This window comes from Winslowiella iniecta (assembly GCF_001267535.1).
Taxonomy (GTDB): Bacteria; Pseudomonadota; Gammaproteobacteria; order Enterobacterales; family Enterobacteriaceae; genus Erwinia; species Erwinia iniecta.
Genome location: NZ_JRXE01000029.1, coordinates 30752 through 54488, shown reverse-complemented (window position 1 = coordinate 54488; position 23737 = coordinate 30752). Strand labels below are relative to the sequence as shown.

The 23737-nt window shown below is 52.5% G+C and carries 26 protein-coding genes; 14 read left to right on the top strand and 12 right to left on the bottom strand.

Translation table 11 applies throughout. The features are described from left to right. Positions 1 to 449 (top strand): zinc-binding dehydrogenase (locus tag NG42_RS23620; RefSeq protein ID WP_052901841.1); only part of this gene is annotated, 449 nt, incomplete at its 5' end. Between the two features lie 116 nt (positions 450 to 565). Here the strand turns inward: NG42_RS23620 and NG42_RS18140 are convergent. Both NG42_RS18140 and envC read right to left on the bottom strand, forming a co-directional pair. After that, the gene (locus tag NG42_RS18140) at positions 566 to 1444 is read right to left on the bottom strand and encodes a divergent polysaccharide deacetylase family protein (protein WP_053115822.1); all 879 of its coding nucleotides are present in this window, start codon (positions 1442 to 1444) and stop codon (positions 566 to 568) included. A gap of 42 nt (positions 1445 to 1486) precedes the next feature. Then, positions 1487 to 2794, bottom strand: coding sequence for a murein hydrolase activator EnvC (envC, locus tag NG42_RS18135; RefSeq protein ID WP_052901770.1), 1308 nt, complete (start codon positions 2792 to 2794; stop codon positions 1487 to 1489). A gap of 516 nt (positions 2795 to 3310) precedes the next feature. Between envC and NG42_RS18130 the strand changes: the two genes are divergently transcribed. The 5 genes from NG42_RS18130 to cysE all read left to right on the top strand — a co-directional run bounded on the left by NG42_RS18130 (position 3311) and on the right by cysE (position 6442). Further along, the gene (locus NG42_RS18130) at positions 3311 to 3742 is read left to right on the top strand and encodes a rhodanese-like domain-containing protein (RefSeq protein ID WP_052901768.1); all 432 of its coding nucleotides are present in this window, start codon (positions 3311 to 3313) and stop codon (positions 3740 to 3742) included. Positions 3743 to 3761: 19 nt separating this feature from the next. Beyond that, the gene (gene grxC / locus NG42_RS18125) at positions 3762 to 4013 is read left to right on the top strand and encodes a glutaredoxin 3 (protein ID WP_052901766.1); all 252 of its coding nucleotides are present in this window, start codon (positions 3762 to 3764) and stop codon (positions 4011 to 4013) included. Between the two features lie 48 nt (positions 4014 to 4061). Beyond that, complete coding sequence (gene secB, locus NG42_RS18120; RefSeq protein WP_052901764.1) at positions 4062 to 4529, top strand: protein-export chaperone SecB; 468 nt, start codon at positions 4062 to 4064, stop codon at positions 4527 to 4529. Next, the gene (gpsA, locus tag NG42_RS18115) at positions 4529 to 5548 is read left to right on the top strand and encodes an NAD(P)H-dependent glycerol-3-phosphate dehydrogenase (RefSeq protein WP_052901761.1); all 1020 of its coding nucleotides are present in this window, start codon (positions 4529 to 4531) and stop codon (positions 5546 to 5548) included. The genes secB and gpsA overlap by 1 nt, the downstream gene beginning before the upstream one ends. Positions 5549 to 5620: 72 nt before the next feature. Continuing rightward, positions 5621 to 6442 carry a serine O-acetyltransferase gene (gene cysE, locus NG42_RS18110; RefSeq protein WP_052901757.1) on the top strand — a complete coding sequence of 274 codons (822 nt, stop codon included), beginning with the start codon at positions 5621 to 5623 and terminating at the stop codon, positions 6440 to 6442. Positions 6443 to 6476: 34 nt separating this feature from the next. Here cysE and trmL read toward each other — a convergent pair whose 3' ends face one another. The 3 genes from trmL to cpxR are packed head-to-tail and all read right to left on the bottom strand — an operon-like array spanning position 6477 to position 9059. After that, positions 6477 to 6947: a tRNA (uridine(34)/cytosine(34)/5-carboxymethylaminomethyluridine(34)-2'-O)-methyltransferase TrmL gene (gene trmL, locus NG42_RS18105; RefSeq protein ID WP_052901754.1), complete on the bottom strand. Its 471-nt coding sequence runs from the start codon at positions 6945 to 6947 to the stop codon at positions 6477 to 6479. A 43-nt stretch (positions 6948 to 6990) separates the two neighbouring features. Beyond that, positions 6991 to 8364, bottom strand: a complete 1374-nt coding sequence (gene cpxA, locus NG42_RS18100; protein ID WP_052901751.1) for an envelope stress sensor histidine kinase CpxA — start codon at positions 8362 to 8364, stop codon at positions 6991 to 6993. Further along, positions 8361 to 9059, bottom strand: a complete 699-nt coding sequence (cpxR, locus tag NG42_RS18095; RefSeq protein ID WP_052901748.1) for an envelope stress response regulator transcription factor CpxR — start codon at positions 9057 to 9059, stop codon at positions 8361 to 8363. Before cpxR ends, cpxA begins: the two co-directional genes overlap by 4 nt. 151 nt (positions 9060 to 9210) lie before the next feature. On the opposite strand from cpxR, the gene cpxP reads away from it, so the two are divergent. Continuing rightward, the gene (gene cpxP, locus NG42_RS18090; RefSeq protein WP_052901745.1) at positions 9211 to 9723 is read left to right on the top strand and encodes a cell-envelope stress modulator CpxP; all 513 of its coding nucleotides are present in this window, start codon (positions 9211 to 9213) and stop codon (positions 9721 to 9723) included. An 81-nt stretch (positions 9724 to 9804) separates the two neighbouring features. Here cpxP and NG42_RS18085 read toward each other — a convergent pair whose 3' ends face one another. After that, positions 9805 to 10704, bottom strand: a complete 900-nt coding sequence (locus tag NG42_RS18085; protein ID WP_241488377.1) for a GNAT family protein — start codon at positions 10702 to 10704, stop codon at positions 9805 to 9807. A gap of 339 nt (positions 10705 to 11043) precedes the next feature. Here NG42_RS18085 and fieF point away from each other — a divergent pair, with 339 nt between their 5' ends. The 4 genes from fieF (at position 11044) to NG42_RS18065 (ending at position 15125) form a co-directional block, all read left to right on the top strand. After that, positions 11044 to 11946, top strand: coding sequence for a CDF family cation-efflux transporter FieF (gene fieF / locus NG42_RS18080; protein ID WP_052901741.1), 903 nt, complete (start codon positions 11044 to 11046; stop codon positions 11944 to 11946). A gap of 214 nt (positions 11947 to 12160) precedes the next feature. Further along, positions 12161 to 13123, top strand: coding sequence for a 6-phosphofructokinase (gene pfkA, locus NG42_RS18075; protein WP_052901738.1), 963 nt, complete (start codon positions 12161 to 12163; stop codon positions 13121 to 13123). A 148-nt stretch (positions 13124 to 13271) separates the two neighbouring features. After that, positions 13272 to 14261 (top strand): sulfate ABC transporter substrate-binding protein, encoded by a 990-nt coding sequence (locus NG42_RS18070; RefSeq protein WP_052901735.1) that lies wholly within the window; start codon positions 13272 to 13274, stop codon positions 14259 to 14261. Between the two features lie 114 nt (positions 14262 to 14375). Continuing rightward, positions 14376 to 15125: a CDP-diacylglycerol diphosphatase gene (locus NG42_RS18065; RefSeq protein ID WP_052901732.1), complete on the top strand. Its 750-nt coding sequence runs from the start codon at positions 14376 to 14378 to the stop codon at positions 15123 to 15125. Between the two features lie 64 nt (positions 15126 to 15189). Here the strand turns inward: NG42_RS18065 and tpiA are convergent, their stop codons facing one another. Together tpiA and NG42_RS18055 are read right to left on the bottom strand one after the other, a co-directional pair. After that, positions 15190 to 15954: a triose-phosphate isomerase gene (gene tpiA, locus NG42_RS18060; protein ID WP_052901729.1), complete on the bottom strand. Its 765-nt coding sequence runs from the start codon at positions 15952 to 15954 to the stop codon at positions 15190 to 15192. Positions 15955 to 16077: 123 nt separating this feature from the next. After that, on the bottom strand, positions 16078 to 16668 hold the full coding sequence (locus NG42_RS18055) for a YiiQ family protein (RefSeq protein WP_052901832.1): 591 nt from the start codon (positions 16666 to 16668) through the stop codon (positions 16078 to 16080). Positions 16669 to 16769: 101 nt separating this feature from the next. Between NG42_RS18055 and NG42_RS18050 the strand changes: the two genes are divergently transcribed. Continuing rightward, the gene (locus tag NG42_RS18050; RefSeq protein ID WP_052901726.1) at positions 16770 to 17207 is read left to right on the top strand and encodes a DUF805 domain-containing protein; all 438 of its coding nucleotides are present in this window, start codon (positions 16770 to 16772) and stop codon (positions 17205 to 17207) included. On the opposite strand, the gene fpr is transcribed toward NG42_RS18050, so the two are convergent. Next, complete coding sequence (fpr, locus tag NG42_RS18045; RefSeq protein WP_052901723.1) at positions 17198 to 17944, bottom strand: ferredoxin--NADP(+) reductase; 747 nt, start codon at positions 17942 to 17944, stop codon at positions 17198 to 17200. The two genes, NG42_RS18050 and fpr, sit on opposite strands and share 10 nt — an antisense overlap. A gap of 314 nt (positions 17945 to 18258) precedes the next feature. Here fpr and emrD point away from each other — a divergent pair, with 314 nt between their 5' ends. Next, complete coding sequence (emrD, locus tag NG42_RS18040; protein WP_052901720.1) at positions 18259 to 19437, top strand: multidrug efflux MFS transporter EmrD; 1179 nt, start codon at positions 18259 to 18261, stop codon at positions 19435 to 19437. A 40-nt stretch (positions 19438 to 19477) separates the two neighbouring features. On the opposite strand, the gene glpX is transcribed toward emrD, so the two are convergent. The 3 genes from glpX to NG42_RS18025 form a co-directional block, all read right to left on the bottom strand. Further along, on the bottom strand, positions 19478 to 20488 hold the full coding sequence (gene glpX / locus NG42_RS18035) for a class II fructose-bisphosphatase (RefSeq protein ID WP_052901717.1): 1011 nt from the start codon (positions 20486 to 20488) through the stop codon (positions 19478 to 19480). Between the two features lie 139 nt (positions 20489 to 20627). Continuing rightward, positions 20628 to 22142, bottom strand: a complete 1515-nt coding sequence (glpK, locus tag NG42_RS18030; protein ID WP_052901829.1) for a glycerol kinase GlpK — start codon at positions 22140 to 22142, stop codon at positions 20628 to 20630. Between the two features lie 31 nt (positions 22143 to 22173). Next, a complete protein-coding gene (locus NG42_RS18025; protein ID WP_052901714.1) occupies positions 22174 to 23031 on the bottom strand; it encodes an MIP/aquaporin family protein in 858 nt (285 codons plus the stop codon). 440 nt (positions 23032 to 23471) lie between these two features. Here NG42_RS18025 and zapB point away from each other — a divergent pair, with 440 nt between their 5' ends. Beyond that, positions 23472 to 23711, top strand: coding sequence for a cell division protein ZapB (zapB, locus tag NG42_RS18020; RefSeq protein WP_052901711.1), 240 nt, complete (start codon positions 23472 to 23474; stop codon positions 23709 to 23711). The last annotated feature ends 26 nt before the right edge of the window (positions 23712 to 23737 follow it).

Genomic DNA, 23737 nt, shown 5'->3' with positions numbered 1-23737 from the left:
TCACTGATGTAAATAACTATCGCCTTGGGCTGGCACGTAAAATGGGCGTGACGCGTGCGGTTAACGTCAACACAGAAAATCTGAATGACGTGATGGGCGAGCTGGGTATGACCGAAGGGTTTGACGTCGGGCTGGAAATGTCTGGCGCGCCAGCGGCGTTTCGCACCCTGTTAAGCGTGATGAATCACGGAGGCCGCATTGCTTTGCTGGGCATTCCCCCTTCTGAGATGTCGATTGACTGGAATCAGGTAATTTTCAAAGGGCTGTTTATCAAAGGGATTTACGGTCGTGAGATGTTTGAAACCTGGTACAAAATGGCGGCATTGATTCAGTCCGGCCTCGATTTAACGCCGATTATTACCCATCGCTACAGTATCGATGATTTCCAGCAGGGCTTTGACGAGATGCGCTCTGGCCGATCCGGCAAAGTGATTTTAAGCTGGGATTAAGAGCGAAAAGAGCGGGATTACGTAGGGGAGCCGTTTTCGGCTCCCGCGCTGATGGCATGCAGGGGGCTTATTCCTGGTACGGGCGGCGATAATGCCGCCCGTACGAAAAACCACCGTCAGAACAAGCTTTCCAGCGTTTTCGCGATATAACTTTCGGCGATACTGTCACCAATCACGCCGAGTGCGCGGGTGGCTGGCACCGGTTGCTGCGGCTGTTTACTGACGCAGGTCTCAACGCCGCGGAACGGATTACGCGGTTTGGCCGGCTGTGCGGGCTGACTCTCCGGCGGCAGCGGTTTATGATTAATCCGCTGTGGCTCGTTAAGTAACTGACTGGGGCGCACCAGCGTAATATCGCCAGGCAGTGTCGGCAGCATCTGTTGCAATACCCTGACGGTCGAAGGATGCGGATGACCAATGGCAATCGCCGAACCGTCGCGCTGAGCAAGCCGCACCGCGCGGGTAAATTGCTTGCGGATCTCTGCTTCGTTCTGATTATCATCCAGGAATACGCGGCGTTTAATCACTTTCACGCTGGTGCCGCTGGCGGCACGCGTCGACTGGCTGTTGCCGATGGTCATGCTGTCGAGAAAGTAGAAGTTATAGTGATCAAGCACCTGCATCACTTTCTGCATACCAAACAGGCTGGAGGTCATTGCGCTGCCCATATGGTTGTTCAGACCGACTGCAAAAGGCACCTGCTTCACCGCTTCGCTGATAATGCGCTCGATTTCGGCGCTGCTCATATCGGGGCGCAAGGTGTCTTTTTCCAGCGGTTGTTTGCTGAGCGGGGCCATCGGCAGATGGATTAGTACTTCATGACCACGCTGATGGGCTTTGGTTGCCATCTCTCGGGCATGTGGGGCGTTTGGCAGCACCGCGACCGAGATCGCCTGCGGCATCTGCAAAACCTGATTTTCCTGAGCAGGGCGATAACCGAAATCGTCAATAACGATAGCCAGTTTGCCAGCATGGGCTGAGCAGGCAAGCAACATGCCGCCCAGCAATGCGGTGAATTTTAAGCGCTGAAACAAGACTTATCTTCCTAACCACGGCAGTGGATTGACGGCCTGTCCCTGTCGTCTGATTTCAAAATAGAGTGAAGGCGTGCCCCGGCCACCGCTGGTACCGACCAGTGCGATTGGCTGTCCTGCCCTAACCTGGGTTCCCACGCTCACCAGTGCACTTTGGTTGTAACCATAGAGGCTCATATCGCCTTTACCGTGTTCGACGACCACAACCAAACCATAACCTTGCAGCCAGTCGGCCATTAACACCCGACCATCTGCAATGGCTTTAACTTCAGTACCTTCCGGCGCATCAATCACCAGGCCTTTCCAGCGTAGTTCGCCTTGCAGCGTTTCGCCAAAGCGATGCTCAATATTGCCGCGTACTGGCCAGACTGCCTGACCGCCAGCGCGGCCTAAACCACCGGTGCGCGACATCAGAGAACGTTCGCTTTCGGTTGGTTTATAGGTGGTGCCTTTGCTCTTCGCCTGTTGCTGACGGGCACGAACGCGCTCGGCTTCTTTCGCCTCACGTTCCGCCCTGGCACGCGCTTCGCGTTCGGCTTTGGCAATCTTATCCTGCAAACGGGACTGGTTCTGACGCATCTCAACCAGCTGAGCCTGGTCTTTTTCCAGCGAGGATTCCAGCGTGGTGATGGTTTTTTGACGTGCGACACGCGCGTGTTCCAGCTTGGTCTGCTGATTCTGCTGCTCACCCAGCAGGGATTTCTGCTGTGCCTGCTTGCTGACCAGCGACGCTTTTTGCGCGGTGAGTTCGGTACGCGTCTGTTGTAACTGGTCGATATTCTTTTGCCGTGCGGTGTTGAGATAACCGAAATAGGCAAGAATACGTTCGCTGCGCTGGCTCTCTTCGCCGCTCAGCACCAGCTGCACGCCATTGTGTTGCCCCTGACGGAAAGCCGCATCAAGCTGTTCTGACAGCAGTTTTTCCTGCAGTGCTTGCTGAGTTTGCAGTTTGCTAATAGAGGCGTTGAGCGCGGCGATCTCTTTATTCAGGGAGGTCAGGGAAATTTGCGTTTCGCGCAGTTTACGGCTGGCCTGCGCGATCACTTTTTCCTGACTTTGCAGTTGATCGAGCAGTTTACTGCGCTGCTCTTTTTGCAGTTTGACGCTTTTTTCCTTCTCAGCGATATCCTGCTGGATGGATTTTAGCTGCGATTTATTATCGTCAGCGGCGTAGCCAGAAAAAGGCAACAGCAAAACGCCAGCGCACAGAACGCTGGCAGACAGAGTGGACAATCTTGAACGTAACGGCGTGCGTGTGGCTAATCCGTTACACTGGGTCCGTTGATAAGAAACTGCCGCTTTTCCCCTCACAGCAGGGATTATTCCACGATGAACAGCGGCTTACCAGTCATCTCTGTGGAGATTTCCATTTCATTCAGTGACAAAATTGCCGCTGTTGCCTGCGCCAGCCATTCTGGCCGGGTGATTATTATTGCAACAGGGGGTTAAGAATAGCCGCTGAAAGTGTCGTTATTAAGCCGGGTTAACATCGAAAAATCAGCGTGACTCAGGGCTGGGCAGACGAAAGCCACGAAACCTTTAGTTACATATGCTACAGCCAACCCGACCGTGCATTCCGCGCGACAACTTTTGTGCGGTAACGTAAAATATCCGGTAATTTCACGCATCTGTTGTCTGATATCTGACCGCTTAAGAACAAAGCAGCAAGGCAGTGAATAACAGTTTTTCTTGTGAAGGCATTTTTTTTTTGAATCTGCTTCATAAAACGTAACTCTGGCGGCTTCGCGACTGTACATGAGAAGTGGCGCAGGTATACTCAGAAACCTTGTTTTAGCTTATTAACCCTGTCGGGAGTTGTTACCCCTCATGCAAGAAATTATGCAATTCGCAAGCAATCACCCAATCCTGAGTCTGGCGTGGGTTGCTTTGCTGGTTTTGGTGATCGTGACCACCGTTAAGGGCATGTTCTCAAAAGTAAAAACCATTAGTCGTGGCGAAGCGACGCGCCAGATTAATAAGGAAGATGCGGTTGTTGTCGACGTGCGTTCACGTGATGACTATCGTAAAGGTCATATTTCTGGCGCAATTCACATTGCCGCGGCAGATATTAAAAAAGGCAGTTTCGCTGAGCTGGAGAAGCATAAAGCTCAGCCTGTTATTGTGGTTGATGCTACCGGCACCTCTGCAGCAGAATCCGCCGCTCAGCTGAATGCTGCCGGGTTTGCTCAGGTATCGGTGCTCAAAGAGGGCGTGTCGGGCTGGAGCGGTGACAACCTGCCTCTGGTTCGTGGAAAATAATTCTTTCGAGGTACTGTAAATGGCCAACGTAGAGATCTATACCAAAGCGACTTGTCCGTTTTGCCATCGTGCAAAAGCTCTGTTGAGTGAAAAAGGCGTGGCGTTTCAGGAAATCCCGATTGATGGCGATGCTGCTAAACGGGAAGAGATGATTAAACGTAGCGGTCGTACTACCGTACCTCAGATTTTTATTGATGCGCAGCACATTGGCGGCTGTGATGACTTGTATGCGTTGGATGGACGCGAAGGGCTAGACCCGCTTTTGAAATGATGCTCCTCCAGGGCGATAACGGATTATTAACGAATAGGATTGAGTAAAATGTCAGAACAAAACTCCAGCGAAATGTCTTTCCAGATCCAACGTATCTACACGAAAGATATTTCTTTTGAAGCGCCGAACGCACCGCAGGTTTTCCAGAAAGAGTGGGAACCGGAAGTGAAACTGGATCTGGATACCGCGTCCAGCCAGCTGGCTGATGAAGTTTACGAAGTGGTTCTGCGCGTTACGGTAACGGCTACCGTTGAAGAAGATACCGCGTTCCTGTGTGAAGTTCAGCAGGCAGGTATCTTTAGCATTTCCGGTATCGACGGCAACCAGATGGCTCATTGCCTGGGTGCATACTGCCCGAACATTCTGTTCCCATATGCTCGTGAGTGCATTACCAGCCTGGTTTCCCGCGGTACTTTCCCGCAGCTGAACCTTGCGCCAGTTAACTTTGATGCGCTGTTTATGAACTATCTGCAGCAGCAGCAAGGTGAAGGTGCTGAAGTCCGTCAGGATGCCTGATGAATAAGCTGAACGCGTCTATGACCGTCATCGGTGCCGGCTCTTACGGCACCGCTTTGGCAATCACGTTGGCTCGCAATGGCCATAACGTGTTGATGTGGGGCCATAATCCGCAGCATCAGGCGCAACTTCAGGCCGATCGCTGCAATGTCGCTTTCCTTCCCGATGTCCCTTTCCCCGATACCTTGTTGCTTGAGAGCGATCTGAAGCGTGCTATCGACGCCAGCCGTGATTTGCTGGTGGTGGTGCCGAGCCATGTTTTTGGCGACGTACTGCGTCAGATTAAGCCGTTTTTACGTGCTGACTCGCGTATCGTCTGGGCGACGAAAGGACTGGAAAAAGAGACCGGTCGGCTGTTGCAGGATGTTGCCCGTGAAATCCTCGGTGATGACATTCCGCTGGCGGTGATCTCCGGACCAACTTTCGCAAAAGAGCTGGCTGCCGGTCTACCGACGGCAATCGCGCTGGCAGCAACCGATAGTCAGTTTGCTGACGATTTGCAGCAGTTATTGCACTGTGGCAAAAGTTTCCGTGTCTATAACAACTCTGATTTTATTGGCGTGCAGCTTGGCGGCGCGGTTAAAAACGTTATTGCGATTGGTGCCGGTATTTCCGATGGCATTGGCTTTGGTGCTAACGCCCGTACCGCGCTGATTACCCGCGGCCTGACGGAAATGACCCGTCTGGGTACCGCTTTGGGTGCCGATCCCACCACCTTTATGGGAATGGCGGGTCTGGGCGATCTGGTACTGACCTGTACCGATAATCAGTCACGTAACCGTCGTTTTGGCATGATGTTGGGGCAGGGCGTGGATGTAGAAAGCGCTCAGACTACCATTGGCCAGGTGGTCGAAGGTTACAGAAATACCAAAGAAGTCAAAGCACTGGCTGCGCGATATGGCGTTGAGATGCCGATAACTGAGCAAATTTATCAGGTATTATATTGCGAAAAAAGCGCTCGCGAGGCAGCATTGACCTTGCTGGGGCGCGCAAGGAAGGACGAAAACAGCAGCAGCTGATGCAGGATGCGCAGCACAGTCACCTGAAGCGTACCGCTTAGCTGTGCGCTGTTTTTTTATGGGGAGAGAGCAATGTCGTCTGAAGAGTTAGAACTGGTCTGGAATAACATCAAAGCGGAAGCGCGTGCGCTTGCCGATTGCGAACCGATGCTGGCCAGCTTTTACCATGCGACGTTGCTGAAGCATGAAAATCTCGGCAGTGCGCTGAGCTACATGCTGGCGAATAAACTCGCCAATCCCATTATGCCCGCCATCGCCATTCGCGAAATTGTTGAAGAAGCTTACCGGAATGACCCGTCGATGATCGCGTCGGCGGCCTGTGATATTCAGGCAGTGCGTCAGCGTGACCCGGCGGTGGATAAGTATTCCACTCCGCTGCTTTATCTGAAGGGTTTCCATGCCTTGCAGGCTTACCGTATTGGTCACTGGCTGTGGAATGAAGGCCGTCGTGCGCTGGCGGTTTATCTGCAAAATGAAATCTCGGTTTCCTTTGCCGTGGATATTCATCCCGCCGCGCGTATCGGACACGGTATTATGCTCGACCATGCCACCGGTATTGTAATCGGTGAGACTGCGGTGATTGAGAACGATGTCTCGATTCTGCAATCGGTCACGCTGGGCGGTACGGGCAAAACCAGTGGCGATCGTCATCCGAAGATCCGCGAAGGGGTGTTAATTGGTGCAGGTGCCAAGATCCTTGGCAATATCGAAGTGGGCCGCGGCGCGAAAATTGGTGCCGGCTCAGTGGTATTGCAACCGGTGCCGCCACATACCACCGCCGCAGGCGTGCCAGCGCGCATTGTTGGTAAACCTGGTAGCGATAAGCCATCCATGGAGATGGATCAGCACTTTAATGGCATGGTGCCTGGCTTCGAGTTTGGCGACGGGATTTAACTGATTAATCTGCAACCCGCCGCCCGACGGTGGGTTATTTGATGACCGCTCCGGCGTAATCCAGCTGTCGCCACGCCTCGTACACCACGACTGAAACCGCGTTCGATAAATTCATACTGCGACTGTCAGGCTGCATCGGAATGCGGATTTTTTGCTGCGCCGGTAGTGCATCAAGAATTGATGCTGGCAAGCCGCGCGTTTCAGGACCAAACAGCAGATAATCTCCCGGCTGATAACTCACCGCGCTGTGCGCTGGCGTACCTTTGGTGGTCAGAGCGAACAGGCGCTGTGGCGCTTCAGCGCTCAGGAAAGCCGCATAATCAGCATGACGTTTGATATCTGTGAACTCGTGATAATCGAGACCAGCGCGGCGCAGGCGTTTATCGTCCCAGGTAAAACCCAGTGGTTCAATCAGATGTAACTGGAAGCCGGTATTCGCGCACAGGCGAATAATATTGCCGGTATTCGGTGGGATTTCAGGTTCAAATAATACGATATTTAACATCAGTAGCAGCCCTCAATAGCGAGGGCCGCAGGATAGCAAAATATTAACGGCTGGAGTACAGCGGTAGCCAAATGGTCAGGCGTAACCCACCCAGAGGGCTGTCATCGGCCTTCACCCAGCCACGGTGCTGCTGAATCGCGGTTTCGACGATCGCCAGACCCAGTCCGGTGCCGCCCGATTCGCGGTCACGTGCTTCATCGGTACGGTAGAATGGACGGAAGATTTGTTCACGATCTTCTTCACTGACGCCGGGGCCGTCATCATCGACATGAACGGTAATGCCCTGATTATCCACTGAAAAACTCACAGAGATTTTTGAGTGAGAGTAGCGCAGGGCATTGCGCACAATATTTTCCAGCGCGCTGTCCAGCGCATTCGGGTTACCGTAAAGCGGCCAGGGGCCCGGAGGATAAGGTATCTCCAGTGTTTTGCCCATCTGCTCCGCTTCGAATTTGGCATCATCCAGCACACCCGCCCACAACTGACTGGCTTTCATCGCTTCGCTGATCAACGCATTTTTATGCTGGGTGCGTGACAGTACCAGCAAGTCGTTAATCATCCCGTCCAGCCTCTGAGCTTCGGTCTCAATACGCTGCAGCTCCTTGCCTTCACCGTGGCGGCGGCGCATCAGCGCGGTAGCCAGTTGCAGGCGAGTCAGCGGCGTGCGTAACTCATGAGAGATATCAGAGAGCAACCGTTGCTGACCGGTCATCATACGTTCCAGCGCGCTGACCATCTGGTTAAAGCTCGAACCAGCCGCAAGAAACTCCTGCGGGCCGGCTTCTAATTCCGGGTGCTGACGCAGGTTACCGCTGGCCACTTCGTCCGCTGCATATTTCAGCTTACGCGCCGGTTTTGCCAGGCTCCAGGCTAACCACAGCAACAACGGCGAGCTGATTAACATAGTGACAATCAGCAGCAGTAAAGGGCGGTCAAACAGCAAGTTGATAAAATCCAGCTGAGAACTGCCCGCCGGACGAATCATATACAGCTGATAGTTATCTTCGCCGTCACTGACCGAAAACGGGCCAACCAGCTCAACCCGGCCATATTTCTTTTTCTGCGGATGATCGGCGTTATCAGACTGGCCGATAAAGTTACGAATGATCTGCATTTCATTATGCTGAGCGCCAATCACCCGGCCTTCACTGGTGACTAATAACAGGCGCTGACCGGGCGGTGCCCATTTATCAATGGCGCGAAATAGCCGTCGCCACCACATCAGGTCGTTCGGCGGATCGTGACCCAGCTCAGCTTCAACATGCTGTTCGATCATAATTCCCTGTCGCTGCTCACTTTCGAGCAGCGACGTCATTTGGCGGGAATCCAGTTTGGGAACCATCAGTACCAACATCAACACCAGTGCCAGGGTTAACCAGAAAATGGCGAAGATGCGGGTGGTCAGGCTGCTTATCATGTTGCGGAAACCATTAAATACCCGCGTCCACGCAGGGTTTTAAACCACGGATGCCCGTCACGGCGTTCAGGGAGTTTGCGGCGAAGGTTGGAGATATGCATATCGATAGCGCGGTCAAACGGCGTCAGGCGCTTGCCGAGCACTTCCTGGCTGAGATGCTCACGTGAGACCACCTGACCCAGATGCTGCGCCAGTAGATAGAGCAGCGTGAATTCAGTGCCGGTCAGGTCGAGCGTGACACCATCAAAGCTCGCTTCCTGGCGACCTGGATTCAGGCGCAGGAAATCGACTTCCAGCGTCGGAGAGCTGTTGTCATGCTGCTGCTGCTGTTCGCTCCAGTTCGAACGGCGCAGAATCGCCCGTATACGCGCGACCAGCTCACGATCGTTAAATGGCTTAGGCAAGTAGTCATCTGCACCTAATTCCAGCCCCAGAACGCGATCCAGCTCGCTTCCGCGGGCGGTCAGCATAATGACGGGCGTCTGATGTTGCTGGCGTAACTCTTTCAAGGTGTCGATACCGTTTTTCTTCGGCATCATCACATCAAGTAGTAATAGATCAATAGAGCTGTCGAGGATACTGAGCGCCTGTTCGCCATCGCTGGCAACCACCACATTGAACCCTTCCATTTCTAACAATTCTTTGAGTAGCGAAGTTAATTCGCGGTCATCATCAACCAACAGGATTTTATTCATTTTTATTTCCCTCCGAAGGCAAAATACCTTGATCCAATGGCGTCAATCCATCGCTTTACGTAGTTTTACACCCCCTGACGCTAGTTTGCAGCCATCTCCGTAAACTGGACCTCGTTGAATCGAAATACGGAAACGTAACCGGGAGTGAACGATGCGCAACTTAAGCGCCGTCGTCATTGCTTCAGCGATGGTGGTCAGTCTCTCCAGCGCATGGGCAGCAGACGTAACGACGATTGATGAGATGCATCAAGATGACGGATTGACGAATCGCAGTATGGCGCAAAATTCGCAAAGTCACATGTTTGATGGCATCAATCTGACAGAGCAGCAACGTCAGCAAATGCGAGATCTGATGCAGCAAGCGCGCCATGAACGTTCTCCCATTAGTCTTAATGATTTAGAAACCATGCATGACTTAGTCATTGCAGAAAAATTTAACGAAGCGGCCGTGAAGGCTCAGGCTGAAAAGTTAGCACAGGCACAGGTTGGCAGGCAGGTCGAGATGGCCCGCGTACGTAACCAGATGTATCACTTGCTAACGCCAGAGCAGCAGGACGTTTTGCAAAAGCGACATCAGCAGCGCATGAATGAATTGCGCAAGCTAACGAACATGCAGCAAGTTTCACCGCTGCAGGCAGTGAGTAGTACCGGCAGTAACCAGTAACATAGTATCCCTGTTTTTCCTTGCCATAGACACCATCCCTGTCTTCCCCCTCATGATGAGGGGGTTTTTTTTGCCTGTGATTCAGCCCAGAAGCGTGACAATTCGACCGGTTTTTTGTGGTGTACACCACATTGATTTGTACTCACCCGACATCATTCCATAAGAGAAATGCAGCGGCAGTTTTGCGCGCTCTGCATGCTCATGCGCGGTCACCAGGTTATTCCACATCATGATCGTACCCAATGAATGACCTTTGATATCCGTGTCGTATCCGATATTAATAAAATCGACAAAGAAACCCCGTTTAGATGTAGAGGTGATAAGCAACTGCACGCCAACAGGAGCACCATGCAAAAACGCCACTTTACCAAAGAAATCATTATGATAAGTTGAGAAAAATGATTTTGTCGTCACGCAGTGACTAATCTGACATTTTCTTCTTTTCGCAAACAGCTGATGATAGGCGTCATGCAGAAAAGCAGAACTCATCTCTCTCACATCGACAAATTCGCCGCCTGATTCCAGAAAATTTCTCACTTCACGGTTTCTGTTATAACGGGCCTTTTTAGAGAAGCCGCCTTTCACACACCGCGAATACGCTACCTGCCGCTTAGAGAGAAGATCAAAGGAGGAATTGATGAAATTTCGACTTTGCGCGCTAAGGCTTTTAGCCTTGAACGGAGCGACACAAGACACATTTTCTTTGAAAGGCGGGATGATGCAGAAGGTCGGCAGAGGCATGCCGCCGGTTTGCATTTTTGGGTTCTTGGCATCGTTTGCGATCCAGCCATTATCCAGACAGACAGCACCGGACAACTCACCTTTACGCTTGTAGGAAAGAAACCTCAGAGCAGCGCCATTATTTAAAAAGAATTTCAGGAACTCGGCTGAGGACTCAGAGTTAAAGCCGAATTGATCACAGCATTGCGTGTAATCACTGATTGAACAGTCATCCCAGCCCATAAATTTCTTTAAAAACACAGCTTCCTCCAGAGACGGTCCACCGGTGTTATTGCGAATTTAATTATTAATTTACTAATTATGATCTTTGAATGTAACTCATTAATTTTAATGCATTTATTTTGAGATTCAGATATTAGCGAGTCAAAGCGCTCCAGGGAAGAAAAGACTAAGCTCATCTTGCCGGTTTTTTTTATCAGTGTGCGAATGGCGTGGGTGCAGCCAGAGGGCGAAACATTATTATTCAAGGAGATGACGAGATTAAAGTATCACCATTGTTATCCTCCCCGCCATGCGGGTGGGTCTTTCTTTACCTTATTTTTAGTATACTGACACTCTGACCTCCCGGGGGAGTACAGCATGAGTCCTCAATATGCGCGCCTGGTTAATGCGGCTGCCATCGCGGCAACGATATTGGCTTCGCTACTGCTGATGATCAAAATCTTCGCCTGGTGGCATACCGGTTCGGTCAGCGTGCTGGCGGCTCTGGTGGATTCACTGGTGGATATCGCCGCCTCACTGACCAATCTGTTAGTGGTGCGTTATTCCCTGCAACCGGCCGATGCGGAACATACTTTTGGCCACGGCAAAGCCGAGTCGCTGGCAGCGCTGGCGCAGAGCATGTTTATCTCCGGCTCGGCACTCTTCCTGTTTCTGACCGGCCTCCAGCATCTTGCCAGTCCGGCAACAATGCATGCGCCGCTGGTCGGCATTATCGTTACGGTTATCGCACTGATCTCGACGCTTTTTCTGGTCGCTTTTCAACGCTGGGTAGTGCGCAAGACGCGCAGCCAGGCGATCCGTGCCGATATGCTGCACTATCAGTCCGATGTGGTGATGAACGGCGCAATTTTACTGGCGCTGGCGTTAAGCTGGTATGGATTTGCCCGCGCAGATGCGCTGTTCGCGCTGGGTATCGGCGTCTGGATACTCTACAGCGCATTGCGGATGGGTTATGAAGCGGTGCAGTCATTGCTGGATCGCGCCTTACCGGACAGTGAGCGCAACGATATTATTGCTATTGTTACAGCATGGCCCGGCGTGCGTGGCGCGCATGAACTGCGTACCCGTCAGTCAGGCCCGACACGCTTTATTCAACTGCATCTTGAAATGGACGACCATTTACCTCTGGTACAGGCGCATCGGGTTGCTGAGCAGATTGAACAAGCCCTGCTGTTGAGATTCCCCGGTGCGGATATCATTATCCATCAGGATCCCTGTTCCGTGGTTCCTGCTGATCGTCAGGGTTTTTTTGAATTATAAAGTAATGAAATGAACCAGATAGCAGTTGGAAGGTTCAAACTGAGTGGTCAGGCATAAAATTTTGCGGAAACTTGTCTGACCTGAATCAATTCAGCCTGAAGTGTTTGATATACTATGTGTCATTATTAGTCTTCGGCTCAATTTCTGTTTTACGCGTCGTGGCCATCCGGCGCACTGAATTCATCATTTTGTATCCACAAGTTCAGAGGTTGTCATGATCAAAAAAATCGGTGTACTGACAAGTGGCGGCGACGCCCCAGGGATGAACGCAGCAATTCGTGGGGTTGTCCGCGCGGCACTGAGTGAAGGACTTGAAGTTTTTGGTATTTATGATGGCTATCTGGGGTTGTATGAAGACCGCATGATCAATCTGGACCGCTATAGCGTCTCCGATATGATCAACCGTGGCGGCACCTTCCTCGGCTCGGCGCGCTTTCCTGATTTCCGTAATGAAGAAGTCCGCGCGGTAGCGATTGAAAATATGAAAAAGCGCGGTATTGATGCGCTGGTGGTTATCGGCGGCGACGGCTCATATATGGGTGCTAAGCGACTGACTGAGATGGGCTTCCCTTGTATCGGTCTGCCAGGCACCATCGATAATGATGTTGCCGGAACGGATTACACCATCGGCTATTTCACCGCGCTGGAAACCGTGGTGGAAGCGATTGACCGCCTGCGTGACACCTCATCCTCGCACCAGCGTATCTCCATCGTTGAAGTGATGGGTCGCTACTGTGGTGATTTGACGCTGGCAGCCGCGATTGCCGGAGGTTGCGAATTTATCGTGTTACCTGAAATCCCTTACACCCGTGAAGAGCTGGTGGAAGAGATTAAAGCGGGCATTGCGAAAGGTAAAAAGCATGCCATCGTGGCGATTACCGAGCATATCTGTGATATCGATGATTTAGCGAAATACATCGAGGCGGAAACCAGGCGTGAAACCCGTGCGACGGTGCTGGGTCATATTCAGCGCGGCGGTGCCCCGGTTGCTTATGACCGTATTCTGGCATCACGTATGGGGGCTTACTCCATTGAACTGCTGCTGCAAGGTTATGGCGGTCGTTGTGTTGGTATTCAGAACGAGAAGATGGTGCATCATGACATCATCGACGCGATTGAAAATATGAAGCGTCCGTTTAAAGGCGACTGGCTGGATACTGCGAAAAAACTCTACTGACAGACACCTTTCTGACAAGGCGCTGACGACAGCGCCTTTCTTATGCAATCGCTTATTCTCCTGGGTTATAAAGGCTACTTTTTAATTCTTTAAATCGCGCAATAGTTTGTGTCACGCTTCTGGCATAACAACTTTGGGAGAGTGTGCGATGAATAAGTGGAGTGTGGGATTTACCCTGTTACTGGCCTCAACCAGCGTGCTGGCGAAAGATATTCAGCTGTTGAACGTGTCCTACGATCCAACGCGTGAACTGTACGAACAGTACAACAAAGCGTTCAGCGCACACTACAAGCAAGAGACCGGTGACAATGTGGTGATTCGTCAGTCCCATGGCGGTTCCGGCAAGCAGGCGACCTCGGTGATTAACGGTATTAAAGCTGATGTGGTCACGCTGGCGCTGGCTTCGGATGTCGACGCGATTGCTGAACGCGGTCGCATTGATAAGAACTGGATCAAACGTCTGCCGGACAATTCTGCCCCATACACTTCAACCATCGTTTTCCTGGTACGTAAAGGCAACCCGAAACAGATTCATGACTGGCCAGATTTGATTAAGCCAGGCGTGGCGGTGATCACACCAAACCCGAAAACCTCTGGCGGTGCACGCTGGAACTATCTGGCGGCGTGGGGCTACGCACTGGATCAGAATAATGGCGATCAGGCGAAAGCGCAGGAGTTCGTCAAAGCGTTGTTCAAAAACGTTGAGGTACAGGATTCCGGTGCGCGTGGTGCCACCAATACCTTTGTGGAACGCGGTATCGGCGACGTGCTGATTGCCTGGGAGAACGAAGCTTATCTGGCGGTGAACAAGTTAGGTAAAGATAAGTTCGAAATCGTCACGCCGAGCGAATCGATTCTGGCTGAGCCAACCGTTTCGGTGGTGGATAAAGTGGTCGACGAGCGCGACTCACGCAAAGTGGCGGATGAATATCTGAAGTATCTCTATTCGCCACAAGGGCAGGAGATTGCCGCGCAGAACTATTATCGTCCGCGTGATGCCGAGGTGGCGAAGAAATTTGCCAGCACCTTCCAGCCGGTGAAGCTGTTTACCATTGATAATAAGTTTGGCGGCTGGACCAACGCGCAGAAAACCCATTTTGCCGAAGGTGGCAGCTACGATCAGGTGATGAAGCGCTAAAAATCGTAAACAGGGCGACAGGGATTGTCGCTCTTTTAGTGAGCATCGGTTGCGTGACTTTTATTTATGCTTCAGCGATGATCTGCGCAGACTGTCAAATCAGGAGTGACGCAGATGCAAGGAAGAAATCGCACGGTTACGGTGGTGACGCTGTTGATTGCAGCGTTGGTGGTGGCGCTGGTTATTGCCGCCTTTAGTTTTCATAAAAACAGTGACGCATTGTGGCAGATTGTCAGCCAGCAATGTGTGCCTGGCCAGCAGCAAGGTAATCCCGCACCTTGCGAACGTGTCGATATCGCTCAGGGGTATGTCACGTTCAAAGATCGCAACGGCCCGTTGCAATACCTGTTAATGCCGGTAGCCAGAATTACCGGTGTCGAAAGTCCTCTGTTACTTGATGCTCATACTGCCAACTTCTTTTTTCAATCCTGGCAGGAACGCGAGTTGTTGGCGAAAAAGCGCGGTGCGCCTGTATCTGATAGCGCGATTTCTCTGGCGATAAATTCTGAGTACGGTCGCACGCAGAACCAGCTGCATATCCATATCTCCTGTCTGCGTTCTGACGTCCGTCAGCAGCTTGACCAGCTGGCTCCGTCACTCGATGAGCAGTGGCAGCCGGCAACCGTAATGAACCATGCCTATTTGATTAGAACGCTGACGCGCGAGCAACTGGCGCAGGAGAGTGTATTTATGCGTCTGGCTGGCGAAGTGCCGGGTGCGCGTGGGCAGATGGGGAAATATGGGCTGGCGCTGGCGATGTTGCCGGATGGTCGTCTGGCGCTGATGGCGACAGAGCGCAACTGGCTGAAGTTAAACCGGGCATCGGCTGAAGAGATACAGGATCACAGCTGTAAGATCCTGTAGTTAATGGTTTGCACGGCACAAACCATTAGTACGGGCGGTGAGATCGCCGCCCGTGACTCAGATGTTACTTTTTGGCTTCGGCTGCCGCTTTAACGATAACCGCAAAGGCATCAGCTTTCAGTGACGCACCGCCAACCAGCGCGCCGTCAATGTCTGGCTGAGTAAACAGTTCTGCGGCATTTTTATCGTTGACCGAACCGCCGTACTGAATGATCACCTGGTTGGCGATAGCCGCATCTTTTTTGGCGATATGGTCACGGATAAATTTGTGTACCGCTTGTGCCTGCGCAGGAGTGGCCGATTTACCGGTGCCGATTGCCCATACTGGCTCATAAGCGACAACTACGCCTTCGAATGCTGCTGCACCCTGAGTTTCCAGCACCGCATCAAGCTGACGTGCACAGACTTCTTCGGTTTTACCCGCTTCATTTTCTGCTTCAGTTTCGCCGATGCACAGTACCGGAATCAGACCCGCAGCTTTCAGTACGGCAAATTTCTTCGCGATAAACTCATCGCTTTCGTGGTGATAAGTACGACGCTCAGAGTGGCCAATGATGATGTATTTCGCGCCGATATCTTTCAGCATATCTGCGGAAACTTCACCGGTGAACGCGCCAGACAGGTTAACGTCAACGTTCTGCGCACCCAGCGCAATGTGGCTACCGGAAATGGCATGCTTAGCCAGATCCAGATACATCACTGGTGGTGCGATAGCAACGCCGCAGCCATCAACGGTGCTGAGTTCTTTACGCAGCCCCTCGATCAACTCGTTGACCATGTGTTTGTTGCCGTTCAGTTTCCAGTTACCCATCACTAATGGATGTCGCATCATATCCTCCACGCTTAACGTGATACTTTTAAATAGCACTGCTTTTGAGCAGTGAGGTCTGCCTGACAGTATAGAGATCAAAACCCCGAAAGGCTTTGCTTTTCGTCATATTTGCCCGGCCTGTTAAGGGGTTGCCAGCGCCAGTTTTATTGGCTCAACGGCAAATGTCAGTCCTTTTTCACCGTTATCCGCGATAACAAAACGCAGTGCGCCTTCGGTCTGGGAAAAGTAACGCGATCCCTTACCTTTATTAATTAAGTTATTCAGGCGTTTAGTGGCATCCTCGGCGGAAATTCCCGGCTCGAAAAAGCGTAGCATGGCCGCCATATAGGCGAGCGCTTTATCATGTGCACTCTTTTCTTCCGGCCCCTGAATCGGTAACCAGGTGATCTGTAAGGTTTTAATCTTCCCGGTGCCGTGTTCCAGCGCGGTTGAGGCGTAAAGATTTTCGTTAATTTTGCTGGCGGCGCGCGTCAGGTTACTTTTGTCATCGCGGTCGTCGATGGCGCGGTATTCACTGATCGGCAGATCGGGATTCGCACTATTATATTGTTCACGAAACTGAGCGATGGTCATATCGAAGGTGGGTGAACCCGCCAGCAGGTAAGGGGCCGTCGGCATATGTTCGCTGCGATCCTGCGGCTCGGGATCGGCCCAGGCCGGATGCAAAAATAAACAGCCAAATAGTAACGCGGCACCTGCGGCTTTCTTCATTTTGTTGGCCCTGTCCAGTAAACTCAGGCAATGATTAGAACGGTTTTTACCCGCCAAAGTCAAAAGCTGCGGCCAATAATTCATGCTTCCGGGACTTATTAATGACATTACAACAATGGTGCTTTTCATATCGTGGCCGTCTTAGCCGGCGCGACTTCTGGATATGGCAGGGCGTATGGCTGGTCGCGATGGTGATGCTGTTTACCCTGGCGGGTAATAACTGGCTCGACACGCAAATGGCAGCATTTTGCGTCGTCTGCCTGCTGTGGCCTGCCAGTGCAGTAATGGTCAAGCGCTTGCATGACCGCAATAAAAAAGGCTGGTGGGCATTACTGGTGATTCTGGCGTGGATGCTGCTGGCCGGTAACTGGACGATGTTTAACGGCACATGGCAGTGGGCACTGGGCCGGTTTGTACCCACACTGATCTTTGTGATGATGCTGCTCGATCTTGGGGTATTCACCGGCACCGCTGGCGAGAATCGCTTTGGCAGCGAAGCGCGCCCGGTAAACTATTTTGGCAAGCCGAATTACCAGTAATGTTCGCTGGTCATATGGCCGGGTTTGCGGCGCAAATGTTTGCGCATCTGGCGTGAATCTTTCAGCAATTGCTGGGTGTCACGTACCATCTGAGGATTACCGCACAGCATAATGTGGCTGGTATCCGCGTCCATCTTCAGGCCAACTGCCGCTTCCAGTTGGCCGCTCTCAATCAGTGCCGGCACGCGGCCAGTCAGCGAACCGGCAACCTCTTCACGGCTGACCACCGTCTGGATATGCAGTTTGCCGTTATAACGCTGCTGTAATTGCTGCATCATTGGCAGGTAGCTGAGATCGGCGGCGAAGCGCGCAGCGTGAACCAGCACGATATTATTGAAGCGGTCGAGATCTTTGCTTTCCTGCAAAATCGACAGATAGGGGCCAATGGCGGTGCCGGTTGCCAGCATCCACAGCGTTTCGCACTCGGGCACTTCTTCCAGCACAAAGAAACCCGCGGCCTCTTTAGTGATCATCACCTCGTCACCCGGCGTCAGGGCAAACAGTCGCGGACTGAGCTTGCCGTCCGGTACTGTGACCAGGTAAAACTCAAGATTATCGTCGCCGGGCGCATTCACGTAGGAGTAAGCGCGCTGCACGCGCTCACCATCGACTTCCAGCGCCAGTTTAGCGAACTGACCAGCGGTAAATGGGGCGACAGGGGCATTTAGCGTGATACTGAACAAACTGTCGGTCCAGTTAGTCACTTTGGTCACTTTTCCGGTGATCCACTCAGCCATGTAAACTCCTTAATGGTTGATGTATGGCGCGCAAAACTTGCCTAACCTTATCTTCGCCAGTGTGTGATGATTTTTCTACCCCTCGGGCCGCGGCAAAGCTCATATCGACAAATTTGCAGCTCCTTCTGCGACATTGTCGTAAAACTAACTGTACAGCGGTGCGCAGTTTCAGTGACATCATGGTCTCAGCTGTTTCCGCCGCACCTCTCGATTTGTCATCAATTCCTGATATTTTCTCCGCAATTAATCTTAGCTTGCCCGGAAATTTTCTGCGTGACGGAAAATTCGGCGGCGTTTGTTCTGTAGAAACCATAATGAAGAAAATTGAAAACGCTCACTTGCTGGTGATGCTGATTGTGCTGGTGGCGGTCGGTCAGATGGCGCAAACCATCTATGTTCCGGCTATGGCGACCATCGCGGATACTTTTAATGTGCGCGATGGCGCGGTGCAACGCCTGATGGCGGCCTATCTGATTACTTACGGTGCTTCGCAGCTGCTGTATGGTCCGCTGTCCGACAGCTTTGGTCGTCGACCGGTGATTTTAATCGGTATGGCGATCTTTATTACGGGTGCCATTGCGGCGCTGTTTGCGCCCACTTTCGAAAGTCTGGTTCTTGCCTGCGCGGTACAGGGCATGGGAACCGGCGTGGCTGGCGTGATGGCACGCACCATGCCGCGCGATCTCTACGCCGGTGCTGCGCTGCGTCATGCCAACAGCCTGTTGAATATGGGCATTCTGGTCAGTCCGTTACTGGCCCCGGTGATGGGTGCGCTGTTAACTCATCTGTTTGGCTGGCATGCCTGTTTTGCCTTCCTGCTGATTCTGTGTCTGGGGGTCAGTGCCGCGATGCTGCGCTGGCTGCCGGAAACCCGGCCCGAGCCACAGGATAAGCGTCCGCTGTTTTCGCGTTATCGCCCCCTGTTGGCTGACACCACCTTTGTGCGCTATCTGATTATGCTGATCGGTGCGCTGGCGGGTATCGCGGTGTTTGAAGCCAGTTGCGGCGTGCTGATGGGCGGCGTGTTAAAGCTAAGCGCTCTGACGGTCAGTATTCTGTTTATTCTGCCGATTCCGGCGGCGTTTTTCGGCGCCTGGTATGCCGGACGTGACAATAAATCGTTTCAGACGCTGATGTGGTACTCGGTGAACAGCTGCCTGCTGGCGGGGGTGATGATGTGGATCCCGGCGTGGTTTGGCATCATGAATATCTGGACGCTGATCGCGCCTGCTGCGCTGTTCTTTTTCGGCGCGGGGATGTTGTTTCCGCTGGCGACAACTGGTGCGATGGAGCCTTACCCCTGGATGGCAGGGACTGCGGGTGCGCTGGTGGGGGGGATGCAGAATCTGGGATCGGGCCTGGCCGCCTGGCTGTCAGCGATGTTGCCGCAGAACGGTCAGTTTAGCCTGGGCATGCTGATGTTTGCCATGTCGATGCTGATACTGCTTTGCTGGTGGCCGTTGTCGAAACGCCCGGAAGCGCAGGCAGTCTGAGTCAATACTGAGGGCCAGACATCTGCTGGCCCACGCAGTATTATAAAATATATTCCTGCAGGCTGGCGTCTTTACGGTCAAGGTAGTGAATGGACTGGATGCGGCGAATGGTGCGCGACTTACCGCGAATCAGCAGGGTTTCGGTGGTCGCGATATTGCCGTTGCGCGTGATGCCTTTCAGCAGGTCGCCGCTGGTAATGCCGGTGGCAGCAAAAATCACATTATCGTTACGCGCCATCTCATCCAGCTGTAACACCTTACCGGCAGTAATGCCCATCTGCTCACAGCGCGCCAGTTCCTGCTCGCCAATACGGCGGTTGTCGCTGTTATCACCTTTAACCACATGACGCGCCAGCAAACGGCTCTGCATATCACCATCCAGAGCGCGGATAACTGCGGCGGAGACCACGCCTTCTGGCGCGCCGCCGATGCCGTAAAGCACGTCAACTTCACTGTCCGGCATGCAGGTCAGAATCGATGCGGCGACATCACCATCAGGAATCGCGAAAACACGCACGCCCAACTGCTGCATCTGTTGAATGACCGCATCGTGACGGGGTTTGGCGAGGATGGTGACGGTCAGTGCCGACAAGGATTTACCCAGCGCCAGCGCAATGCGCTGTAAATTCTCGGCCAGCGGCAGATTAAGATCGATACTGCCTTTCGCGCCCGGTCCGACAATCAGCTTTTCCATATACATATCTGGCGCATGCAGGAAGGTGCCTTTGTCGCCTACCGCCAGTACCGCCAGCGCATTGGCCTGGCCCATCGCGGTCATGCGGGTGCCTTCGATAGGATCGACGGCAATATCGACCGCGTCGCCGTTGCCGGTACCGACTTTTTCGCCGATATACAGCATCGGTGCTTCATCAATTTCGCCTTCGCCAATCACGATCTGCCCGTCGATATCGACTTTATTCAGCATGATACGCATGGCATGAACGGCTGCACCATCGGCGATATTTTTATCTCCGCGTCCTAACCACTTATAGCCAGCCAGCGCGGCGGCTTCGGTAACACGTGAAAATTCAATGGCGAGTTCTCGTTTCATGGCATGCCTCGGGGAAGTAAATGAGGCTGGAAGTTTATCACAGTTGGTGCCGGGCAAAACTTCGGCTAATGCGGGTCATTATTATAGGGGAGCCGTTTTCGGCTCCCGTCCTGATGGCATGTTAGGTGCCGGGTAAACATTACTCTTCGTGATCTTCCCAGGATTTCGCGCGGGAAACCGCTTTCTGCCAGCCAGCATAACGATAGTTACGCTCGGTGGTTTCGATGCTTGGGCGGAACTCACGTTCAATAACCGATTTGGCGCGAACTTCTTCCAGGTCTTTCCAGAAACCGACAGCCAGACCGGCAAGGTAGGCTGCGCCCAGCGCGGTAACTTCACGAACTTCCGGGCGTTCAACGCGCGTGCCGAGAATATCGGACTGGAACTGCATCAGGAAGTTATTGGCAACCGCACCGCCATCCACACGCAGCGACTGCAAACGGGTACCGGCATCAGCCTGCATGGCTTCCAGCACGTCACGGGTCTGATAAGCGATGGATTCCAGTGTGGCGCGAATGATGTGGTTAGCATTGGCACCGCGGGTCAGGCCGAAGATGGCACCACGGGCATACGGGTCCCAGTAAGGCGCGCCCAGGCCGGTAAAGGCCGGAACCACATATACACCGTTGGTGTCTTTTACTTTAGTGGCGAAGTATTCGGAATCTTCAGACTCACTGATCAGCTTCATTTCGTCACGCAGCCACTGAATGGATGCGCCACCGATAAACACCGCACCTTCCAGCGCATAGTTCACTTCACCGCGTGGACCGCAGGCAATGGTAGTCAGCAGGCCGTGGGTAGAGGTTACCGCCTCGGTGCCGGTGTTCATCAGCATAAAGCAGCCGGTGCCGTAAGTGTTTTTCGCCATCCCTTCAGTCACGCACAGCTGGCCATACAGTGCCGCCTGCTGGTCACCGGCGATACCCGCGATAGGAATACGCGTGCCGCCTTTACCGCCGATATTGGTCTGGCCGTAAACTTCGGAAGACTTACGTACTTCAGGCAGCATTTCACGCGGGATATCAAGGATATCCAGCATGCGCTGATCCCATTCCAGTTTATGGATGTTAAACATCATGGTACGCGACGCGTTGGTGTAATCAGTGATATGCACCCGCCCCTGGGTCATTTTCCAGATCAGCCAGGTATCAACAGTACCAAACAGCAGTTCGCCACGTTTTGCGCGCTCACGCGCGCCTTCAACATGATCCAGAATCCATTTCACTTTGGTGCCGGAGAAGTACGGGTTAATCACCAGACCGGTGGTATGGCGAATGTACTCTTCCAGGCCTTCTTTCTTTAATTTTTCGCAATAGTCAGCGGTACGCGGACACTGCCAGACAATCGCGTTATAGATTGGTTTGCCGGTCTCTTTATCCCAGACAATCGCGGTTTCACGCTGATTGGTGATACCAATCGCGGCGATTTGATCCGATTCAATGTCGGCTTTTGCCAGCACTTCTACCAGCGTGGAGCTTTGTGAAGCCCAGATTTCCATCGGGTCGTGCTCAACCCAGCCAGTTTTTGGATAAATTTGCTGAAATTCGCGCTGTGAGACGGCGATGATATTCGCGTCATGATCCAGTACCACCGCACGTGAGCTGGTGGTGCCCTGGTCGAGCGCGACGATGTATTTTTTATCTGTAGTCATAATCAATTCCTGATGGTGTAAAGGATGAGCACAATTACGCTTTACGTTGTTCTGCGCGTGCAGCAGGCTTTTCAGCCTCTTCTTTATCAGCGACACAAACATCGCACGGCAAGTTACGACCAATCAAAGCACGATAGCCGAATGCGCCCAGACTTGCGCCCACTAAAGGTCCGAAAATTGGCACAAGGAAATACGGAATGTCACGGCCACCGGTGAAGGCGACGTCGCCCCAGCCTGCTAACCAGGTAAACAGCTTCGGTCCAAAATCACGCGCCGGGTTCAGGGCAAAGCCGGTCAGTGGGCCCATGGAAGCACCAATCACCGCAATCAGCAGGCCGATCAGTAGCGGCGCCAGTGGGCCACGTGGAATGCCGTTACCATCATCAGTCAACGCCATAATCATCGCCATTAATACTGCGGTAATCACCATTTCAATCAAAAATGCCTGGCCGGTTCCTACCAGTGAATTCGGATAGGTTGAGAAGATACCTGCCAGGTCGAGGCTTTCAGTTGAACCGCGCACCATCTGATGCGTCTGTTCAAAATCGATAAACAGATTGTAGTAAAGACCGTATACCAGCGCAGCGGCACAGAAGGCACCGGCAACCTGGGCAATAATATAGGGGATGACTTTACGGCGCTCAAAGCAGGCAAACAGCCACAGCGCGATAGTGACAGCCGGATTCAGGTGAGCACCGGAAATGGCGGCGCTCAGATAGATCGCCATCGAGACGCCGAGACCCCAGATAATACTGATTTCCCACTGGCCGAAACTGGCACCGGCCAGCTTCATTGCTGCGACGCATCCTGCGCCGAAGAAAATGATCAAACCGGTTCCGAGGAACTCGGCGATGCACTGACCTTTAAGCGTGCTTGTTGCTGTCTGGCTCATAATGAAATTCCTGAAGGCGAGGTTAAATGTTATCAGTCTTTGTTCTCTATCCATGAGTCACCCCGATCTAATGTAGGGCTGATGTAAATTTATCGTTAACGAGCATTTTCGAGAAATAGCGAAATCGAAAATTGTGTACCAGGTCAAAAAAATGAGCGCTTTCGCGTCTTTTTGCTTTCCAAAAACATCATTAAAGCGGCCAGAAATGTTCGCATCGCCCGCTGTGGTTTCCGCCTCTATTATGAGCGTCACTTTTAGCGCTGAATTTTAGGCTTAGGCTGAAAATTGTTACATACTGCGCCTGGTAAGGGTTCGCTGCTGGACTTGGGGTGCCGGGCTACATACAATCGAGGAATCGTTGTTATCCGCGGAGTTTTCGATGAATCTCATAGTCTGCGGCTAGCATCATCAACGCCCTGCGATTAGGAGAGGTCATAAAGATGTCATTTGAAGTGTTCGAGAAACTGGAAGCGAAAGTACAGCAGGCGATTGATACCATCACTCTGCTGCAGATGGAAATCGAAGAGCTGAAAGATCAAAACAATAATTTGAAGCAGGAAGTCAACCACGCTTCAGGTAACACCGAATCACTGGTACGTGAAAACCAGCAGCTGAAAGAAGAGCAGCATGTCTGGCAGGAACGTCTGCGTGCACTGCTGGGAAAGATGGAAGAAGTCTGATTCCTCAGTACTGACGAAACAAAAAC

Bases quoted from the DNA above. Each gene is read 5' to 3' on its own strand.
- pfkA (WP_052901738.1), top strand. From the start codon at position 12,161: ATGATCAAAAAAATCGGTGTACTGACAAGTGGCGGCGACGCCCCAGGG.
- NG42_RS18070 (WP_052901735.1), top strand. From the start codon at position 13,272: ATGAATAAGTGGAGTGTGGGATTTACCCTGTTACTGGCCTCAACCAGC.
- NG42_RS18025 (WP_052901714.1), bottom strand. From the start codon at position 23,031: ATGAGCCAGACAGCAACAAGCACGCTTAAAGGTCAGTGCATCGCCGAG.
- gpsA (WP_052901761.1), top strand. From the start codon at position 4,529: ATGAATAAGCTGAACGCGTCTATGACCGTCATCGGTGCCGGCTCTTAC.
- fieF (WP_052901741.1), top strand. From the start codon at position 11,044: ATGAGTCCTCAATATGCGCGCCTGGTTAATGCGGCTGCCATCGCGGCA.
- NG42_RS18050 (WP_052901726.1), top strand. From the start codon at position 16,770: ATGACATTACAACAATGGTGCTTTTCATATCGTGGCCGTCTTAGCCGG.
- NG42_RS18130 (WP_052901768.1), top strand. From the start codon at position 3,311: ATGCAAGAAATTATGCAATTCGCAAGCAATCACCCAATCCTGAGTCTG.
- zapB (WP_052901711.1), top strand. From the start codon at position 23,472: ATGTCATTTGAAGTGTTCGAGAAACTGGAAGCGAAAGTACAGCAGGCG.
- grxC (WP_052901766.1), top strand. From the start codon at position 3,762: ATGGCCAACGTAGAGATCTATACCAAAGCGACTTGTCCGTTTTGCCAT.
- secB (WP_052901764.1), top strand. From the start codon at position 4,062: ATGTCAGAACAAAACTCCAGCGAAATGTCTTTCCAGATCCAACGTATC.
- NG42_RS18065 (WP_052901732.1), top strand. From the start codon at position 14,376: ATGCAAGGAAGAAATCGCACGGTTACGGTGGTGACGCTGTTGATTGCA.
- cpxP (WP_052901745.1), top strand. From the start codon at position 9,211: ATGCGCAACTTAAGCGCCGTCGTCATTGCTTCAGCGATGGTGGTCAGT.
- cpxA (WP_052901751.1), bottom strand. From the start codon at position 8,364: ATGATAAGCAGCCTGACCACCCGCATCTTCGCCATTTTCTGGTTAACC.
- glpX (WP_052901717.1), bottom strand. From the start codon at position 20,488: ATGAAACGAGAACTCGCCATTGAATTTTCACGTGTTACCGAAGCCGCC.
- cpxR (WP_052901748.1), bottom strand. From the start codon at position 9,059: ATGAATAAAATCCTGTTGGTTGATGATGACCGCGAATTAACTTCGCTA.
- trmL (WP_052901754.1), bottom strand. From the start codon at position 6,947: ATGTTAAATATCGTATTATTTGAACCTGAAATCCCACCGAATACCGGC.
- NG42_RS18140 (WP_053115822.1), bottom strand. From the start codon at position 1,444: ATGTTGCTTGCCTGCTCAGCCCATGCTGGCAAACTGGCTATCGTTATT.
- fpr (WP_052901723.1), bottom strand. From the start codon at position 17,944: ATGGCTGAGTGGATCACCGGAAAAGTGACCAAAGTGACTAACTGGACC.
- emrD (WP_052901720.1), top strand. From the start codon at position 18,259: ATGAAGAAAATTGAAAACGCTCACTTGCTGGTGATGCTGATTGTGCTG.
- NG42_RS18055 (WP_052901832.1), bottom strand. From the start codon at position 16,668: ATGAAGAAAGCCGCAGGTGCCGCGTTACTATTTGGCTGTTTATTTTTG.
- tpiA (WP_052901729.1), bottom strand. From the start codon at position 15,954: ATGCGACATCCATTAGTGATGGGTAACTGGAAACTGAACGGCAACAAA.
- cysE (WP_052901757.1), top strand. From the start codon at position 5,621: ATGTCGTCTGAAGAGTTAGAACTGGTCTGGAATAACATCAAAGCGGAA.